General features: G+C 71.3%; 13 protein-coding genes, 1 tRNA gene and 1 pseudogene. 6 read left to right on the top strand and 9 right to left on the bottom strand.

The features are described 5' to 3' along the window. Positions 1 to 149: 149 nt before the first annotated feature. Both ABH940_RS33835 and ABH940_RS33830 read left to right on the top strand, forming a co-directional pair. Positions 150 to 638: pseudogene (locus ABH940_RS33835) on the top strand (HD domain-containing protein); the annotation flags it as partial. Continuing rightward, entirely contained in the window at positions 621 to 1,127 is a 507-nt protein-coding gene (locus ABH940_RS33830; RefSeq protein ID WP_370107025.1) for a DUF6508 domain-containing protein, read from the top strand. The pseudogene ABH940_RS33835 and the gene ABH940_RS33830, both read left to right, overlap by 18 nt. A 32-nt stretch (positions 1,128 to 1,159) precedes the next feature. Here the strand turns inward: ABH940_RS33830 and ABH940_RS33825 are convergent, their stop codons facing one another. Continuing rightward, positions 1,160 to 1,723 carry a macro domain-containing protein gene (locus ABH940_RS33825; protein WP_370107024.1) on the bottom strand — a complete coding sequence of 188 codons (564 nt, stop codon included), beginning with the start codon at positions 1,721 to 1,723 and terminating at the stop codon, positions 1,160 to 1,162. Positions 1,724 to 1,917: 194 nt separating this feature from the next. Between ABH940_RS33825 and ABH940_RS33820 the strand changes: the two genes are divergently transcribed. From ABH940_RS33820 to ABH940_RS33810, 3 genes are all read left to right on the top strand, one after another. Next, positions 1,918 to 3,036: an LLM class flavin-dependent oxidoreductase gene (locus ABH940_RS33820; RefSeq protein ID WP_370107023.1), complete on the top strand. Its 1,119-nt coding sequence runs from the start codon at positions 1,918 to 1,920 to the stop codon at positions 3,034 to 3,036. Between the two features lie 65 nt (positions 3,037 to 3,101). Then, positions 3,102 to 3,725: an FMN reductase gene (locus ABH940_RS33815; RefSeq protein ID WP_370067691.1), complete on the top strand. Its 624-nt coding sequence runs from the start codon at positions 3,102 to 3,104 to the stop codon at positions 3,723 to 3,725. Positions 3,726 to 3,795: 70 nt separating this feature from the next. Continuing rightward, positions 3,796 to 4,290, top strand: coding sequence for an N-acetyltransferase family protein (locus ABH940_RS33810; protein ID WP_370067689.1), 495 nt, complete (start codon positions 3,796 to 3,798; stop codon positions 4,288 to 4,290). 60 nt (positions 4,291 to 4,350) lie between these two features. Here the strand turns inward: ABH940_RS33810 and ABH940_RS33805 are convergent, their stop codons facing one another. The 6 genes from ABH940_RS33805 to ABH940_RS33780 form a co-directional block, all read right to left on the bottom strand. Further along, positions 4,351 to 5,124, bottom strand: a complete 774-nt coding sequence (locus tag ABH940_RS33805) for a crotonase/enoyl-CoA hydratase family protein (protein ID WP_370107020.1) — start codon at positions 5,122 to 5,124, stop codon at positions 4,351 to 4,353. A 48-nt stretch (positions 5,125 to 5,172) separates the two neighbouring features. Continuing rightward, entirely contained in the window at positions 5,173 to 6,909 is a 1,737-nt protein-coding gene (locus tag ABH940_RS33800) for a cholesterol oxidase substrate-binding domain-containing protein (RefSeq protein WP_370107019.1), read from the bottom strand. A 507-nt stretch (positions 6,910 to 7,416) separates the two neighbouring features. Next, complete coding sequence (locus tag ABH940_RS33795; RefSeq protein ID WP_370107018.1) at positions 7,417 to 8,796, bottom strand: glycoside hydrolase family 26 protein; 1,380 nt, start codon at positions 8,794 to 8,796, stop codon at positions 7,417 to 7,419. Between the two features lie 95 nt (positions 8,797 to 8,891). Then, positions 8,892 to 10,745: a putative bifunctional diguanylate cyclase/phosphodiesterase gene (locus ABH940_RS33790; RefSeq protein WP_370107022.1), complete on the bottom strand. Its 1,854-nt coding sequence runs from the start codon at positions 10,743 to 10,745 to the stop codon at positions 8,892 to 8,894. Positions 10,746 to 11,007: 262 nt separating this feature from the next. After that, the gene (locus tag ABH940_RS33785; RefSeq protein ID WP_370067680.1) at positions 11,008 to 11,433 is read right to left on the bottom strand and encodes an OsmC family protein; all 426 of its coding nucleotides are present in this window, start codon (positions 11,431 to 11,433) and stop codon (positions 11,008 to 11,010) included. A gap of 95 nt (positions 11,434 to 11,528) precedes the next feature. Next, the gene (locus ABH940_RS33780; protein ID WP_370067678.1) at positions 11,529 to 12,323 is read right to left on the bottom strand and encodes a VOC family protein; all 795 of its coding nucleotides are present in this window, start codon (positions 12,321 to 12,323) and stop codon (positions 11,529 to 11,531) included. A gap of 423 nt (positions 12,324 to 12,746) precedes the next feature. Between ABH940_RS33780 and ABH940_RS33775 the strand changes: the two genes are divergently transcribed. After that, positions 12,747 to 13,994: an MFS transporter gene (locus ABH940_RS33775; protein ID WP_370067676.1), complete on the top strand. Its 1,248-nt coding sequence runs from the start codon at positions 12,747 to 12,749 to the stop codon at positions 13,992 to 13,994. A 91-nt stretch (positions 13,995 to 14,085) separates the two neighbouring features. On the opposite strand, the gene ABH940_RS33770 is transcribed toward ABH940_RS33775, so the two are convergent. Together ABH940_RS33770 and ABH940_RS33765 are read right to left on the bottom strand one after the other, a co-directional pair. After that, complete coding sequence (locus ABH940_RS33770) at positions 14,086 to 14,958, bottom strand: putative protein N(5)-glutamine methyltransferase (RefSeq protein WP_370067674.1); 873 nt, start codon at positions 14,956 to 14,958, stop codon at positions 14,086 to 14,088. 246 nt (positions 14,959 to 15,204) lie between these two features. Next, positions 15,205 to 15,278 (bottom strand) — tRNA-Lys (locus ABH940_RS33765). Between the last annotated feature and the right edge of the window lie 23 nt (positions 15,279 to 15,301).

Below are 15,301 nucleotides of genomic sequence, written 5' to 3'. Positions count from 1 at the left end.
TCCATATCCCTGGACGGCGTGTCGGCCCGGCGGAGCCTGGCGACACACCGGGACCGCCTGCGCATGATGGAGGTGCGGCACGGTCCTGGCGGTGGGCGAGGCACCGGCGTCCGGGACCGGTCCGAAGACGACGAACGAGGGAGACTCAGGTGACCGAGAAGCCGCACGAGGCGGGTGAGGCGGGTGAGGCAGGGCCGTGGCTCTCCCTGGCCGAGGTGGAAGCGATCGCCCGGAACGCGCACGCTCAGCAGGTGGACAAGGCGGGCCGCCCGTACGTCGAGCATCTGGAGGCCGTGGCCAGTCGCACCGCGTCCTACGGCGGTGATGACGCACAGGTGGCAGCGGGTTGGCTGCACGACGCCATCGAGGACGACGCGCTCACGCTCAACTGGCTGGCCTCCGCCGCCCTGCCGCAGCGGACCAAGGACATCGTGGTCGCGATGACCAAGCGCACCGGCGAGCCGCTCCAGGACTACGCGGCGCGCATCCTCGCCACGCCGGGCGCGGTGACGGTCAAGGACGCGGACTTGTCGTCCAACTCGGCACCCGACCGGCTGGCACTGCTTCCCGACGCGGCCCTCCGGGCCCGGCTCACGGCCAAGTACGACCTGACCCGGCGCCTGATCCACCCCGACTCCGACCGGCGTCCCGCCCTCGGCACGGGCGCGGACGGCGACCCGGACGACGCGACCCTGCTGGCCGGCCTCGACCGCGAGTCGGAGCCCGCACGCCAGGCCTGGCGTGCGCTCGCCGAGTACGCCACGGGCTGGGCCGTCGAACCCGGGGACGTCGAGTGGACCGGAGGCTGCGCGACCTACGGAGCCCGGGTCGACGCCCTCACCCAGGCGCTGGTGGCGGTGGGCGCGGTGACCCCCGCTTACGCCTGGACATCCTTCACCGAGCCGGATCTGGCCCCGGGCGGTACCTTCACGCCCGGCGACGCCGTCCGCGCGGCGACCGCCATCGTGCGCGGTGAGCGGTTCTGCGAGGGGTCGATCGGCACCGCCTGGAAGAGCGGCCGACTCTTCGCCGTCGTCCGCGCCCTGTCCGCCGTGTCGCCCGAGTCTCCTCCGTCTGCCGATGCCGATGCCGATGCCGATGCCGGGGGCGACGGCCCGCGGCCCTGAGGCGACGACCTCGGCTGCCCGGCCTCGTCCGGTCAGCCGAGGTCGTAGACCGTGACCGAAACGCCCCGGCTCACCAGCGCGTCCCTGACCAGCGGCTCGACCCGCTCCCAGCGCCCGCCCGCGAGCCCGCAGCCGATCCGCGGCATATGGACCGACGCGCCCCGCTCCAGCACCAGCGGGGCCAGGGCGGACAGCGCGGTCCCGATCGCCTCGTACCGAACCGGCGGTACTCCGCGGCCACCCCGGCGCGTGCCGTGCTGGCCGATCATGTTCGCCACCCAGAGCCCCGGCGCGACGCCCGGACGGCCGCCCCTGCTCTGATCTCGTTCTCGTCCCTGATCACGCTCCGGTTCGTCCGCGCGATCTGCTCCCAGCCCGACCCGGACGAGTTGCACCGCGCCCAGGCCGAAGTCGTTCTTCGCCCGCTCGCGATGCCAGCGCCGGTAGGCCGCCTCCGGCTCCGGCCAGCGCTTGGAGAGCGCGACCACGAACCCCTTGCCCCAGCCGCCCATGTCGTTGCAGACGTGGGCGATCACCTTCGGCCCCTTGCCCTGCGGCGCGGTCGCATCTCCGCGCACCACGTTCAGTGCCCCCATCACCATGCACGCGACGTTAGCGGCCACCACTGACAAAGGACGCGAGGAATGCACCGGCTGGCCGAGTGGTTGGACACATGGTTGAATGTTCAACGAAATCTCGAAGTGAGAGACAGGTGAGCCCCATGACGACGCCCGCGACGCGCCCCGTCACCCCCGCGCACTCCATCGCGGGGACCGCGCCCGACGCCGGTATGCAGTTCGGCATCTTCAGCGTGGGCGACATGACTCCGGATCCGACCACCGGGCGTACCCCCAGCGAGCACGAGCGGATCAAGGCCATGCTCGCCATCGCGGAGAAGACCGAGGAGGTCGGCCTCGACGTCTTCGCGACCGGTGAGCACCACAACCCGCCGTTCGTCCCGTCCTCGCCGACGACCATGCTCGGCTGGATCGCGGCGCGCACCGAGCGGATCATCCTCTCGACCTCGACCACGCTGATCACCACCAACGACCCGGTGAAGATCGCCGAGGACTTCGCGATGCTCCAGCACATCGCCAACGGCCGGGTCGACGTGATGATGGGACGCGGCAACACCGGCCCGGTCTACCCCTGGTTCGGCAAGGACATCCGCCAGGGCATCCAGCTCGCCATCGAGAACTACGCACTGCTGCACCAGCTCTGGCGCGAGGAAGCGGTGGACTGGGAGGGCCGTTTCCGCACCCCGCTGCAGTCCTTCACCTCGACCCCGCGCCCGCTCGACGGCGTCGCGCCGTTCGTCTGGCACGGTTCGATCCGCTCGCCCGAGATCGCTGAGCAGGCTGCCTTCTACGGCGACGGGTTCTTCCACAACAACATCTTCTGGCCCAAGGAGCACACCCGGCGGATGGTGGAGCTCTACCGCGAGCGCTACGCCCATTACGGCCACGGCACGCCTGAGCAGGCGATCGTCGGTCTGGGCGGGCAGGTCTTCATGCGCCGCAACTCCCAGGACGCGGTGCGCGAGTTCCGCCCGTACTTCGACAACGCTCCGGTCTACGGGCACGGCCCGTCGCTTGAGGACTTCAGCACCGAGACGCCGCTGACCGTCGGCTCGCCGGAGCAGGTCATCGAGAAGACCCTGTCCTTCCGCGACTACGCGGGCGACTACCAGCGCCAGCTGTTCCTGGTCGACCACGCGGGCCTGCCGCTGAAGACGGTGCTGGAGCAGATCGACCTGCTCGGTGAGGAGGTCGTCCCGGTGCTGCGCGAGGAGTTCGCCAAGCGCCGCTCGGCCGGGGTCCCGGCCGCCCCGACCCACGCCTCGCTCCGCGCGGCGGCGGAGGAGGCACAGCAGACGGAGCCGCAGCCGGAGACGGCAGGGCGCAACTGACGCGACTGCAACTGAAGGAACTGCAGGAACCGAAGCCACTGACGGAGAGAAGGAGTACCCCACCGATGGACCCCATCACGCTGACCGTCGTCTCGGCCGGGCTGAGCCAGCCCTCCTCGACCCGGCTGCTGGCCGACCGGCTGACCGAGGCGGTCCGCAGCCGGCTTGCCGCGGACGGACGCGAGGTCGTGGTCGACCACGTCGAACTCCGTGAGCTCGCCCACCCGATCGCCGACAACCTGGTGACCGGCTTCCCGGGCGAGGCGCTGCGTCACGCGATCGACAGCGTCACCGAGGCGGACGCGCTGATCGCGGTGACGCCGATCTTCTCCGCGTCCTACAGCGGCCTGTTCAAGTCCTTCTTCGACGTCCTGGAGCAGGGCGCGCTGGCCGGAAAGCCCACCCTGCTGGGCGCGACCGGCGGCACCGCGCGCCACTCGCTGGCCCTCGACCACGCCATGCGCCCCCTCTTCGCCTATCTGCGCGCGGTGGTGCAGCCGACCGCGGTCTTCGCCGCATCGGAGGACTGGGGCAGCGCCGACGAGAATGGTCTGCGGCAGCGGATCGACCGCGCCGCCGACGAGTTGGCGTCCGTCCTGCGGGGCCGCCCGGCGGCCGCACGGCGCAGCGACCCGTTCGCCGACGTGGTCCCGTTCGCCGAGCAACTCGCCGCGCTGCGGCCCGCGTAGCGGGTGCGGTGCCGACACGGCCGACGGAATTCGGTTGCCTCCGGTGGCGAGCCGAAGGCAGGGTCGGGACATGCTCGAACTACGCACGCTCACCTCGCACGACTGGCCGCTCTGGCGCGAACTCCGCCTGGCGGCCCTGGCCGAGGCGCCCTACGCCTTCGGCTCGACCCTGGCCGAGTGGCAGGGCGACGGCGACCGCGAGGACCGTTGGCGCGGTCGTCTGTCCATCCCGGGCGCGCACGACCTGGTCGCGGTCCTGGACGGCCGCCCGGTCGGAATGGGCAGTGGTGTCCCGGTCGAGGGCGACGCCTCGACCGTCGAGTTGATCTCGCTGTGGGTCGGTCCGGCTGCGCGGGGCCACGGCGTCGCGGACGGCCTGATCGACGCGATCGCCCGCTGGGCGGTCGTCCGAGGCGCCCGTACCCTGCGTCTCTCCGTCCGACCGGACAACACCAACGCCACCGCCCTCTACGCCCGGCACGGCTTCGTCGACACGGGCGAGGTGGGCGACGCCCTCCCCGACGGCAGCGGGCACGAGCGGGTCATGGCGAAGCCGCTGACGTGAGCGTCGGCCTGCGGCGTCTGCCGCCCGCGCAGTGCCCTGCTCGGGCCGCAGGCGACGCGACTACCGCTCCCGCGCGCGGAACTTCTCCGCGCCCGCGAGGCCCTCGGCCTTGAGGGTGGCGAGGCCGTGCTGGAACTCGTTGGCCAGCGCGGCCTCCTCCGTCAGGCCCTCCGCCTCCCGCGCCGAGAGGCGGTCCTCGCGCATGCAGGTCTGTGGGAAGCCCGCGATCCGGCGTGCCAGCGCCTCCGCGGCGGTGCGCTCGGTCCCGACGGGGACGACGCGGTCGGCGAGACCGATGGCCAGCGCCTCGGGGGCAAGAACCTCACGACCCGTCAGGATCAGGTCCATTGCGCGGCCCGCGCCGATCAGACGCGGCAGGCGGACCGTTCCGCCGTCGATCAGCGGAACGCCCCAGCGGCGGCAGAAGACGCCGAAGACAGCGTCCTCCGCAGCGACGCGCAGGTCGCACCAGATCGCCAACTCCAGCCCGCCCGCCACCGCGTGGCCTGAGACGGCGGCGATGACGGGTTTGGACAGGCGCATCCGGCTGGGGCCCATCGGCCCGGGACCGTCGGTGGTGAGCACGTTGCCGTTGGGGCCGTCGGCCTCCTTGAGATCGGCCCCGGCGCAGAACGTGCCGCCCTCGCCCCACAGCACGGCCACCGACGCCGTCTCGTCCGCGTCGAACTCGGCGAACGCGCGGAACAGCGCGTTCGCCGTGGGTCCGTCGACGGAGTTGCGGCGCCCGGGGCGAGCGAGGACGACCGTCCACACCGGCCCGTCGCGTTCGATCCGCACCGCAGGAACGCCATGCGCTGTGGGTACGTCGGTCACCTGGGCCACCACCACTACTGCCGTGACAAGACGAGCAAGAGGACAAGGTCAGGGCAGCAGCGTATCCGTGAACGCGGTGGAGTAGATGCGTCCGGGGTCGTACTTGTCCAGCGTGGCCAGCGCGGTGTCCCAGTTGGCGTCCGTCGGTTGGCCGGTGCGGAAGGAGTTGGGGATGGTGGTGCCGAGCACGGTCGGGTCCGCCCAGGCCGCGGTGCCGGAGTAGGCCCAGCCCTTGGACCACTCGGCCCGCACCGCCGCATAGCTGCCCGTGTAGTGGGACAGCGCCCACTGCTCGGTCTGGCGGTAGAGCTGCTCGGACTGCTGAGTGCCGGGGACCGTCAGCAGGTCCATCCAGACCGCGGTGTCCCACTGCGGCTGGTCGGGCCGGGGCCGGACCGCGCTGAGCAACGGCTGGACCGCGCCGGGGACGCCGCAGTCGGCGGGGTTGTCCAGGCCGGTGACCCGGACCTCCCACGGGCCGTTCATCGGGTACTGGCCCGCGTTCTGGTAGGTGGTCAACTGCCCTTGCAGGTACGTGTAGAAGTCGCTGACCACCTGCTGGATGTCGCTGCGTGCGCAGAGGATGGCGTAGCCGTTGGCGGTCACCTGCAGCGTGGTCGGGCGCACGTAGAGCAGGAGGTTCTTGGCCCAGCCCCAGATGTCCCAGGTGCCGGTGGTGATCAGCCCGGAGCCGACGATGCTCATCTCCAGGTTCTCGAAGGTCGGTGTGATCCCGACGTCGCCGGAGAGGATGTCGGCGACGTAGCCGGACTCCTGCGTGGTGATCGAGTCCGAGAACGAGTAGTTGAACGGGCTGTCCACCTCCTTCGACAGCCACGGCTTGCTTGGCGTCACCGACCACACCTTGAGCCAGGGCACGGTGGTGAACGGGAACCAGATGCTCTCCACCCGCCCGTACTTGTTCACCAGCGACGCGAACGAACTGGACCCGGCCGACGCGGGCGGCGCGAACAGGTCGGTGACCTGGGTCGTATAGGTGCTCTGACAGCGCAGCCGCTGGTTGGCCCCGACGCGCAAGGTCGCCTCGGTGACGAAGGCGCGGCCCAGGTTCACCAGGAAGGCGCCGATGTCGGGGTCGCTGCGCTGGAAGGTCTTCAGCACGTAGGCGCTGCTGCCGGAGTCCCAGACCACCGCGGTCAGCGAGGTGACCAGGTTGCTGACGGAGCCGTAGGTGTGTCCGGCGACGAGCGACTCGCCGCCGGCCGGGACGGAGGTGCCGTGGCCGTCGATGGCCAGCACGCCGCCGAGCGTCAGGTCGCCGGGAGCCGGGGTGTTGGTGAGGCCGTAGCCCGCGTTCTCCAGTGAGGTCAGCAGGTTGAGCATGGTGACCCCGGTCTGCGCGGTGACCGAGGCGGGGGAGCCGGAGTTGACCGTGACGGCGGTGAGGTTGACGGTGGTGTCGACCAACAGGATGTTGCCCGAGGCCCCGCTCGGCTCCAGGAACGGCGACCAGCCGTGGCCCATGCCCTTCGGACGCAGCTTCCAGCCGTTGGCGTAGGCCCAGTTGGCGAGGGTGACCACGTCGTTCGGGCTGCTCGGGGCGCAGGTCCAGGTCGGGTTGAGTTTGATCTCGCCGGACCAGTTGGTGAACGCCTGCTGGTAGACGGAGATGGTGCTGGGGAAGTTCGGCGGTGCCGAGGTGGCCGCCTCGGCTGCGGACACCCTGAAGGCGGGCGTCCACTGGGCTACCCCGAGCGCGGCACCGGCCGCGGTCGCGCCCAGGAAGGCGCGTCTCGACAGGCGTGCGCGGTCGTGCTGATCCATGACTGTCCTCCGGTCGGCTCTGCGAGCGGCGCGCGAGCGCAGCGCCTCCGCCGTCCTGTGCGCGGGGGTGCCGGTCGGTCGCTCGCACGTCGCTCGGTGGGTGGGGAGCGCGGCCGTGCGCGGCTTCGGGGCGTGCGGGCAGGGGCGACGTGAGGTCGCGGCCGTCCGGCCGAACGCCGACGCGCGGCGGTGAAGGGTGGTGGAGACGCGTCGGGCGGTGCGGTCCCGCGCAGAGGTCCTCGCCGGCGGTGCGGGCTCGGCGGGATGACAGTCGTACCGGTGGCCCGGGTGCTGTCCGGGTGAGGGAGAGGGTCGGACCGCGCGCCGGAGAAGTCAATGCCGATGCCGAGACCGATGCCCGGACCGATGCCGCAACCGATAGGGCCGGTTGCGGAAAGCCGCTGCCCTACCGCTGTTCGGAGGCGTGGAACTCTGAGGCGTGGAGCTTTGAGGCGCGGTGCTCAGAAGGTGCTCCGCAGAAGGTTCCCGGCAGAAGGGTGGTGCTCCTCAGGAGCGGCCGGGCAGCTTGATGTGCGTGCTGTCCGGGAGTGGCGTCGGGCTCGACGCCACCGGGGACGGGAGCGGCTGTCCGGCCGGGCTCGGGCAGGGGCCGGAGTCCCGTCGGCGGTGGCAGGTCGGGCTCGGCAGCGGGACCGCGGGCGGCGTGGTCGAGCCCGTGGTGGGCGGCATCGTCGGTGTCGGCGTGGCGGTGGGCGTCGGACTCGGACTCGGCGACGGCTGCGCGGAGGGCGTCGGCGTCGCGCTGGACGTCGGGCTCGGCCCGGTGCTCCGCGTCGGCGTGGGAGACGGCGTCGGCGACGGGCTGGGGAGCGGCGGTGGCTGATCGGACATCATCTGCTGGTAGACCGCGCTCGACTGGGGGTTCTCGTCGCAGTTCAGCACGCCGTGCGGACAGTAGTCGGTGATGGTCTGGTAGAGCGTGTCGTGGGTCTCCATCCAGTCGATCATGTCCCGCATGAAGGTCGGGTCGTCGCCGTGGCGGAACATGCCCCACTCCGGGTAGGAGACCGGCTTGTGGTGTGCAGCGGCGAAGCGCACCTGGTCCAGCAGCCCGTACTGCTCGGTCACGTAGTCGGCGAAGGTCTCGCCGGGCCCCTGGTCGTAGTTGTCCATGCCGATGACGTCCGTGACGTCGTCGCCCGGGTAGCAGTCCGTCCACGGGTGGTCGTCCGGCCCCCGGTTCGGGGTGAAGTCGAACCGGAACCTCTGGCCGGGGACGTTGCGCATGACGTGGACGATGCGCCGCCAGTAGGTCTTCCAGTCCGTCGGGTCCGGGCCGCAGCGGCTGGTGTAGGTGATGCCGTTCATCTCCCAGCCCAGCGTGATCATCGTGTCCGGGATGCCCAGCGCGACCAGCCGTCGGGCCAGTGTCAGGAAGTGACCGTCGTTCGCGCCTGTTGCCGCCTGCTGCAGCAGGGATGCGACCTCGTCGTCGCTCAGGTTGTCCTCGTTCTGCGCCTGCATCGGCACTGCCAGGACGAAGATCCGGTCGGGACGGGACAGCCGCCACTGCGCCCAGGGCGCCAGCAGCCCCGGGCTCCCTTCGATGTCAGACCAGTTCTCGCCGGGGAGGTAGGTGTGGCCGACCTGCAGGTCCGCGTTGTGCAGCCAGACGGACATCTGGCTCTGCGCCGAGTCGGCGAAGTCCGACCCGAGGAAGGCCCCGAACGGGACCGTGTGGGCAGGCAGCACGGTGTTGTCCTGCCACGGCTGCCCGTCTGCGAGCAGGGCGTCCCCGCTCTGCGCCTGGAGCGGGCCGAACTGGTGCGGGTTCTTGGGCGCGAGCAGATCGGCCCCGGCCGCGAAGACGAGCAGCAGCGCGCCCATGGCGAGAGCCAGGACTGTGAGCAGGCGACGCTGTGGCATACGGCCGAGCGTATGGACTGATGAACCGTCAGGATGCAGGGCGCGCGGCAGGGTGGACACTCCTCACCCCTTCGGGGGACTTGCGGCGGGGCGGCTCAGCGAGTGGCGGCACGGCGGCGCGCGCCAAGCAGGTGGTCGATCTCCGTAGCCGGCACGGCCCGGCCGAAGTGCCAGCCCTGGGCGGTGTCGCAGCCCGTCGCCCGGAGCCGGTCGGCCTGGGTCGCGCTCTCGACGCCCTCGGCCGTGACGGTCAGCCCGAGCACGTGCGAGAGCCGGACCAGGGCGGCGACGATCTTCTCGTCCGCCGCGCCCCGCGCGACCGAGCCGTTCGCGCCGTGCGGGCGGTTCTGGCCGTTCTCGCCGCTCTCGCCGTTCACACGGTTCTCGCGGGGCTCCCGGAAGCCCTCGACGAACGAGCCGTCCAGCTTGAGGACGTGGACCGGCAGCCGACTCAGGTAGGACAGGTTCGAGTAGCCCGTGCCGAAGTCGTCGATGGCGATCCGCACTCCCATCGCGGACAGCGCGTGCAGCGCCTCGACCGGTCGACCGACCGGGCCCAGCACCGCGCTCTCGGTCAGCTCCAACTGGAGCAGCCGCGCGGGCAGCTTGGTCGAACCAAGGATCTCGGCCACATCCGCAACCATGTCCGAGTCAGAGAACTGACGTGCTGCGAGATTGACGCTGACGAAGAGCTGCGCCTCGGGGAAGCGGTCCAGCCAGCTGCGCGCCTGGGCGCAGGCGGTCTCCAGCACCCAGTGGCCCAGCGGGACGATCGCCCCGGTCTCCTCGGCGATCTGAATGAAACGATCCGGCGCGAGGCGGCCGAAGTCCGGATGCCGCCAGCGGACCAGCGCCTCCACGCCGCACAGCCGACCGCCGCTGAGGTCGACCAGCGGCTGGTACTCGAGCAGGAACTCGCCCCGCTCCAGTGCGGGCCGTATGGTCGTGGCGAGCACCTGACGCGTCGTCTGGTACGCGATCCGCTCCGGGTCGTAGAGCGCCCAGCGGGACCGCCCGTCCGTCTTCGCCCAGCACAGCGTCGCGTCCGCGTCTCGGACCAGCTCGGTCGGCGTGGTGCCGGGCACGGGCCGTTCGACCACGCCGACGCTCGCGGTGGCGGCGACCCGCTGACCGCTCAGGTCGTAGGGGGCGCCGACCACCTCCACCACCTCGGCTGCCAACGCGGTCAGTTCCTCCGCGCCCGCGCTGCGCGGCACCAGCACGGCGAACTCGTCGCCGCCCATCCGGGCCACCAGATGCCCCCGCGCCGTGAACCGCTGCTCCAGCCGGCGGGCAACCGCGACGAGCAGCTCGTCGCCGATGTGGTGGCCGAGCGTGTCGTTGACCGCCTGGAATCCGTCCAGATCCAGGTAGCACAGGCCGATCCGCTGATCCGCCTCGGCGAAGGCGCCGGCCAGCCGCTCGAAGAAGAGGGAGCGGTTCGGCAGCTGGGTGAGCGGATCGTGCATGGCCTGGTAGTGGAGCCGGTCTCCGAGTCGCCTCGCCTCGGAGACGTCCTCCACCATCGCCAGCGTGTAGAGCGGCTCGCCGTTGGAGTCGCGGATCAGGGAGATGGTGATGTTGGTCCACACCGCATGTCCCTGACGGTGTTTCAGCCGTTTCTCCAGGCGGATCCGGTCCCGTTCACCGCGGACCAGCTCGCGGTAGACCTGCCGCGAACTCTCCTCGATGTCCATCACCGCGTGGATGTGCAGTCGCATCAACTCCGGGACGGTTCGCCCCAGCATCTCGGCCAGCGCCGGATTCGCCTCGATGATCCGGTCGCTCCGGTCGATCAACGCCATACCGATGCCGGCATCGACGAACGCGGCCCGGAAACGGTTCTCGCTGGCCCGCAGCGCGTCCTCAAGGCTGCGCCGATCCGCCGGACTCACCGCACTCGCTGTGCTCACTGCACTCACGGCACTCACTGCATCCACTGCGCTCATTGACTCGGCGTCGGCCGTGACGGTCATCGCTCCGGGCTCGCGGAGAGCGCCGAGGACGTCGATGTCCTCGGAGGAGCCGGGGTGACCGGGAGGGCCGCTACGCACGGTAAGGATCCTAGGTGCAGGCCCCGGAGGCCTGCCAAGCATTCCGGGGCTGATTCACTCCGTCGTGGGGGTCGCGGGCATGCAGCGTGCGCCCCCGTTCACTCATTTCCGTGACGTGAGTCCGGATTCGCTGGACCGCTCGCGAGGCGGCGGTACCTTACGCCAGAGAGGCACTCAGCGTGATCGTCGTTCCGGTCAGTGCCTGGCTGACCGGGCAGTTCGCCTTGGCGTCCTCCGCAGCCTTGACGAAACCGGGTTCGTCGAGGCCGGGAACGGTGCCCACCACGGTCAGGTGGATGCCGGTGATGCCGGTCCCCGGCTGGAAGGTCACCTCTGCGGTGGTCTCCAGTGAGGTGGGCGGCGTGCCTGCACCCGCCAGCCCGTGCGAGAGCGCCATCGAGAAGCAGCTGCTGTGCGCGGCGGCGATCAGCTCCTCGGGGCTGGTCCTGCCGTTGGGCTGCTCGGACCGCGAGGCCCAGGTCACCGGGAACTCGCCGATGCCGGACGACTCCATGGCGACGACGCCCTTGCCGTCGAGCAGGCTGCCCTGCCAGTTCGTGCGCGCGATACGGGTGGTTGCCACGTCGGGCCTCCAAAGTGGGGACAAGGAGTGACTCGTCGTCACTCAGGTCAGAGGTGAGTCACGTCAGGGGTGGGCCGAAGTGCGGCCTGGCCAGGTCAGGACGCCAGGGTGATGACGGTGAAGGCCGCACCGGAGGGGTCCTTCACCACACAGAGCCGACCGTACGGTGAGTCGAACGGGCTCTGCAGGACGGAGCCGCCCAGCGCGGCCACCTGCTTGGCCGTCTCGTCCACGTCGGCGACGGCGAAGTAGACCGACCAGAACGGCGAGCCGCCACCGGCGGCCAGGTCGTGTGCCGGATCGGTGACGCGCAGCCGACCGCAGACCTCGCGGTCGGCGCCCTCGGGGGTCCAGGTGGTGTAGTCGAAGTTGACCTCGTCGCCGATCTGGCGCTGCCGATAGGGGAAGAGCCCCGCGTAGAAGGCGTCCGCCGCGCCGCCGGCGGTCGTGTAGATCTCGTTCCAGGCCATCGCGCCGGGCTCGCCGTAGAGGCCGGCGCCCGCGTGGACGCCCGGCTGCCACAGCCCGAAGGAGGCACCCTGCGGGTCGAAGGCGAACGCCAGCCGTCCCGAGTCCGGGATGTCGTGCGGCCCCATGGCGATCTTCCCGCCACCGGCCTCGACGGCGGCCAGGGTCCGCTCGATGTCGCCGGTGCTGAGGTACACGTTCCAGGCCGGGGCCAGGGAGTCCGCGCTCGGGGGAGGCGGCATCAGTCCGGCGACCGGCTTCCCCTTCCACAGGCACATCGTGTAGTGGCCGTACTCGGGGCCTTCGTCCTGGAATTCCCAGCCGAGGGCGGCGCCGTAGAAGCGGCGTGCGGACTCCAGGTCGGGAGCGTTCAGGTCGGCCCAGCAAGGCGCGCCGTCGGGGTAGGAGCTGCGGTCGGGCATCTGGCCCTCCGGGGGCTGAGTGACACGGGTCGGTGAGAGCCCGCGTGGGTCGGGTCGAGAGCCACGATTGCCCCGTGCCGCACGCACCGCAACCGCACGCGTCCGTACGGTGACGGGCGCCCCGCGAGTGGTGCGGCGGAATGAACGGGAGTGAACCGAGGTTAAGGTCGGGCGAATGGTGGGCGGACTCACGTCCGGGACGGTCCGGCTGTGAGCGCTCACCGGATAAGATGACCGTAGATCTACCGAGACCAGCTACATCTGCCTGATGCAGAGTCGGCTAGACCGCTCGGCGGCTGCAGGACGCGCCTATCCGGCGGAACCTGCGGTATCTACCCCGGTCGACGCACAGAGGACGACCCTCGGCGCGCGGGGCACACCCATAGCTCCCAGCGCTACCAGGCAGCAGAGAGAGCCTCCCCGATGGCCCGCTCGTTCGGCTACGGTGCGCTGCTGCGTACCCCCGGCGCCTGGACCTTCCTGCTCCCCGCATTCGTCGCGCGCATGCCCTACGCGATGCTCGGGCTGGGCACCGTACTCCTGGTGTTCGACACCACCCACTCCTACACCACCGCCGGCGCGGTCGCGGCTGTCGCCTCGATCACCCAGGTCGTCGGCGCTCCCCTGACCGGCCGACTCGCCGACCGTCGCGGTCAGGCCGTGGTGCTCCTGCCCTGCCTGACCGTGCATGCCGGCTCGGTCGTGGCCCTGGTCGTGCTGGCCCTGGCCGGTGCGCCGATCTGGAGCCTGTTCCTCGCCGCCGGGCTGGCCGGGGCGTCGTTGCCGCAGATCGGCGCGCTGGTCCGGGCCCGTTGGCTGCACGCCCTGGACGGGCGTCCCGAGGCGCTGTCCTCGGCGTTCGCGTTCGAGTCCGTGACGGACGAGTTGACCTTCGTACTCGGCCCGGTCCTGGCGACCACCCTCTGCACCACGGTGGCCCCGGCCGCCGGACTGGTCGCCGAGGTGGCCCTGACGGTGGTCGGCGGACTGGCCTTCGCGGCGCAGCGCCGCACCGCCCCGCCGGTCCGCACGACGGTGGGGCGGACCGGCGGCTCCGCCCTGGGCAAGCCGGGCGTCCGGCTGCTGGTCGTCGCCCTGCTGGGCGTCGGCACGGTCTTCGGCGCGATGCAGGTCTCCGTCACCGCTGCCAGCGAGGCGGCGGGCCAGGCCGGACTGAGCGGCCTGGTGTACGGACTCTTCGCCGGTGGCAGCGTGATCGCCGGTACGGCGTTCGGCGCGGTCCAGTGGAAGCGTTCGCCACGGTTCCGCCTGCTGGTGACCTACTCCGCGCTGGTGATCGGCTGCTCGACGCTGTGGGCGATGCCCAACCTGTTCGCGTTGGGCATCGCCGCCTTCTGCTGCGGTCTGGCCATCGCGCCGACACTGATCTCCGCCTACACCCTGGTCGAGACCCTGGTCGAGACGGGCGCCAAGACCGAGGCGTTCACCTGGCTGACCGGTGCGATCGGCCTCGGGTTGGCTCTCGGCTCGACTGCGGCGGGCCGGTTGATCGACTCCCACGGCGCTCATGCGGGTTTCCTGGTCCCGGCCGTCGGCGCGGGCCTCGGCCTGATCGCGCTGGTCGCGCTGCGTAACCAGCTGACCCCCGCGGCCCCTGCCGCCTCGCGCCAGATCACCGGCTCCCGGCGGCCGGAGCCGGTCCGCGCCTGAGCAGCACGGTCATTCCGACGGTCAGGGCCCACACCCCGACGGGCAGGGCCCAGGCCCGGACGGGCAGGGCCCAGGCCCGGACGGGCAGGGTCTACGCCGCCGGACGCTCGCCGATCACGACCGTGGCCCAGTACTCCTCGGAGGTCGCCACCCGGGCGGTGAGCCGGGAGGCCGCGAAAGCGGACATGGCCGCGTCCTCCTGCCGCTCGCTGGTCTCGACGAGCACGACGCCGCCCGGGGCCAGCCAGTGCGCGGCCCCGGCGACGGCCCTGCGCAGGACGGCGAGGCCGTCCGCGCCGCCGTCCAGGGCGACCAGGGCCTCGTAGTCACGCGCCTCGGCCGGCAGCAGGGCCACGTCCTCGGTCGGTACGTAGGGGACGTTGGCCAGCAGCACGTCGATCCGGCCGCGCAACGCAGCCGGCAGGGCGTCGAAGAGGTCGCCGGCGTAGGCGTGGCCGCCGTAGGGAGCGATGTTGCGCCGGGCGCACTCGACCGCAGCCGGGTCGATGTCTGCCGCGTGCAGCGAGACCGAGCGGCCCGAGGTGCGCAACCGGTCGGACACGGCGGCCCCGAGCGCCCCCGAGCCGCAGCAGAGGTCCACCACGACCAGGTCCTTCAGGTCCTGGCGGGTGGCCGCCTCGGTCAGCAGGGCCTGCTGGACCAGGAACTCGGTGCGAGGGCGGGGGACGAAGACACCGTGGTCCACGTGAACACGCAGACCGCAGAACTCGGCCCAGCCGAGCACGTGCTCCAGCGGCAGGCCGTCCACGCGTCGGGTGGTCATGGCCTCGAGTTCCGCCGGACTGCTCGCCTGGGCGACCAGCAGGTCGGCCTCGTCCTCAGCGAAGACGCATCCGGCGGCGCGCAGCCGGGCCACGACGGCGTCGCGGGCGCCAGGGGAAGCGGGGGAAGCGGGTGAAGCGGGGGAGCTGGCGGGAGAAAGAGGGGGAGGAGTCGGAGACATCTGGTCCAACGGGCCTTTCGGGAGGCTGAACGGGACTCCCCGGTCCGGCTCGGCCCAGTGACGGTCCTTGGCGGACTCGTCAGCGGCGGCCGTTCGAGGGGAGCATCCACGCGGCACGAGCGTTGATGGGTCTCACCTCCTCGGTCGGCGCCGGTCATGACCGGTCATGACGACGGTCGTCCCGACCCTATCGCAGCGAATGCCGAAGGGCCTCCCTGCCGTAACAAGGAGGCCCTTCGCTGTCTGTGCGCCGCCAGGGACTCGAACCCCGGACCCGCTGATTAAGAGTCAGCTGCTCTAACCAACTGAGCTAGCGGCGCCTGCTGACGGGGAAGACATTACA

Source organism: Streptacidiphilus sp. BW17, from assembly GCF_041262485.1.
GTDB lineage: Bacteria > Actinomycetota > Actinomycetes > Streptomycetales > Streptomycetaceae > Streptacidiphilus.
Note: the sequence above shows the minus strand (reverse complement) of the source record. Positions and strands in the feature narration are given on the sequence as shown.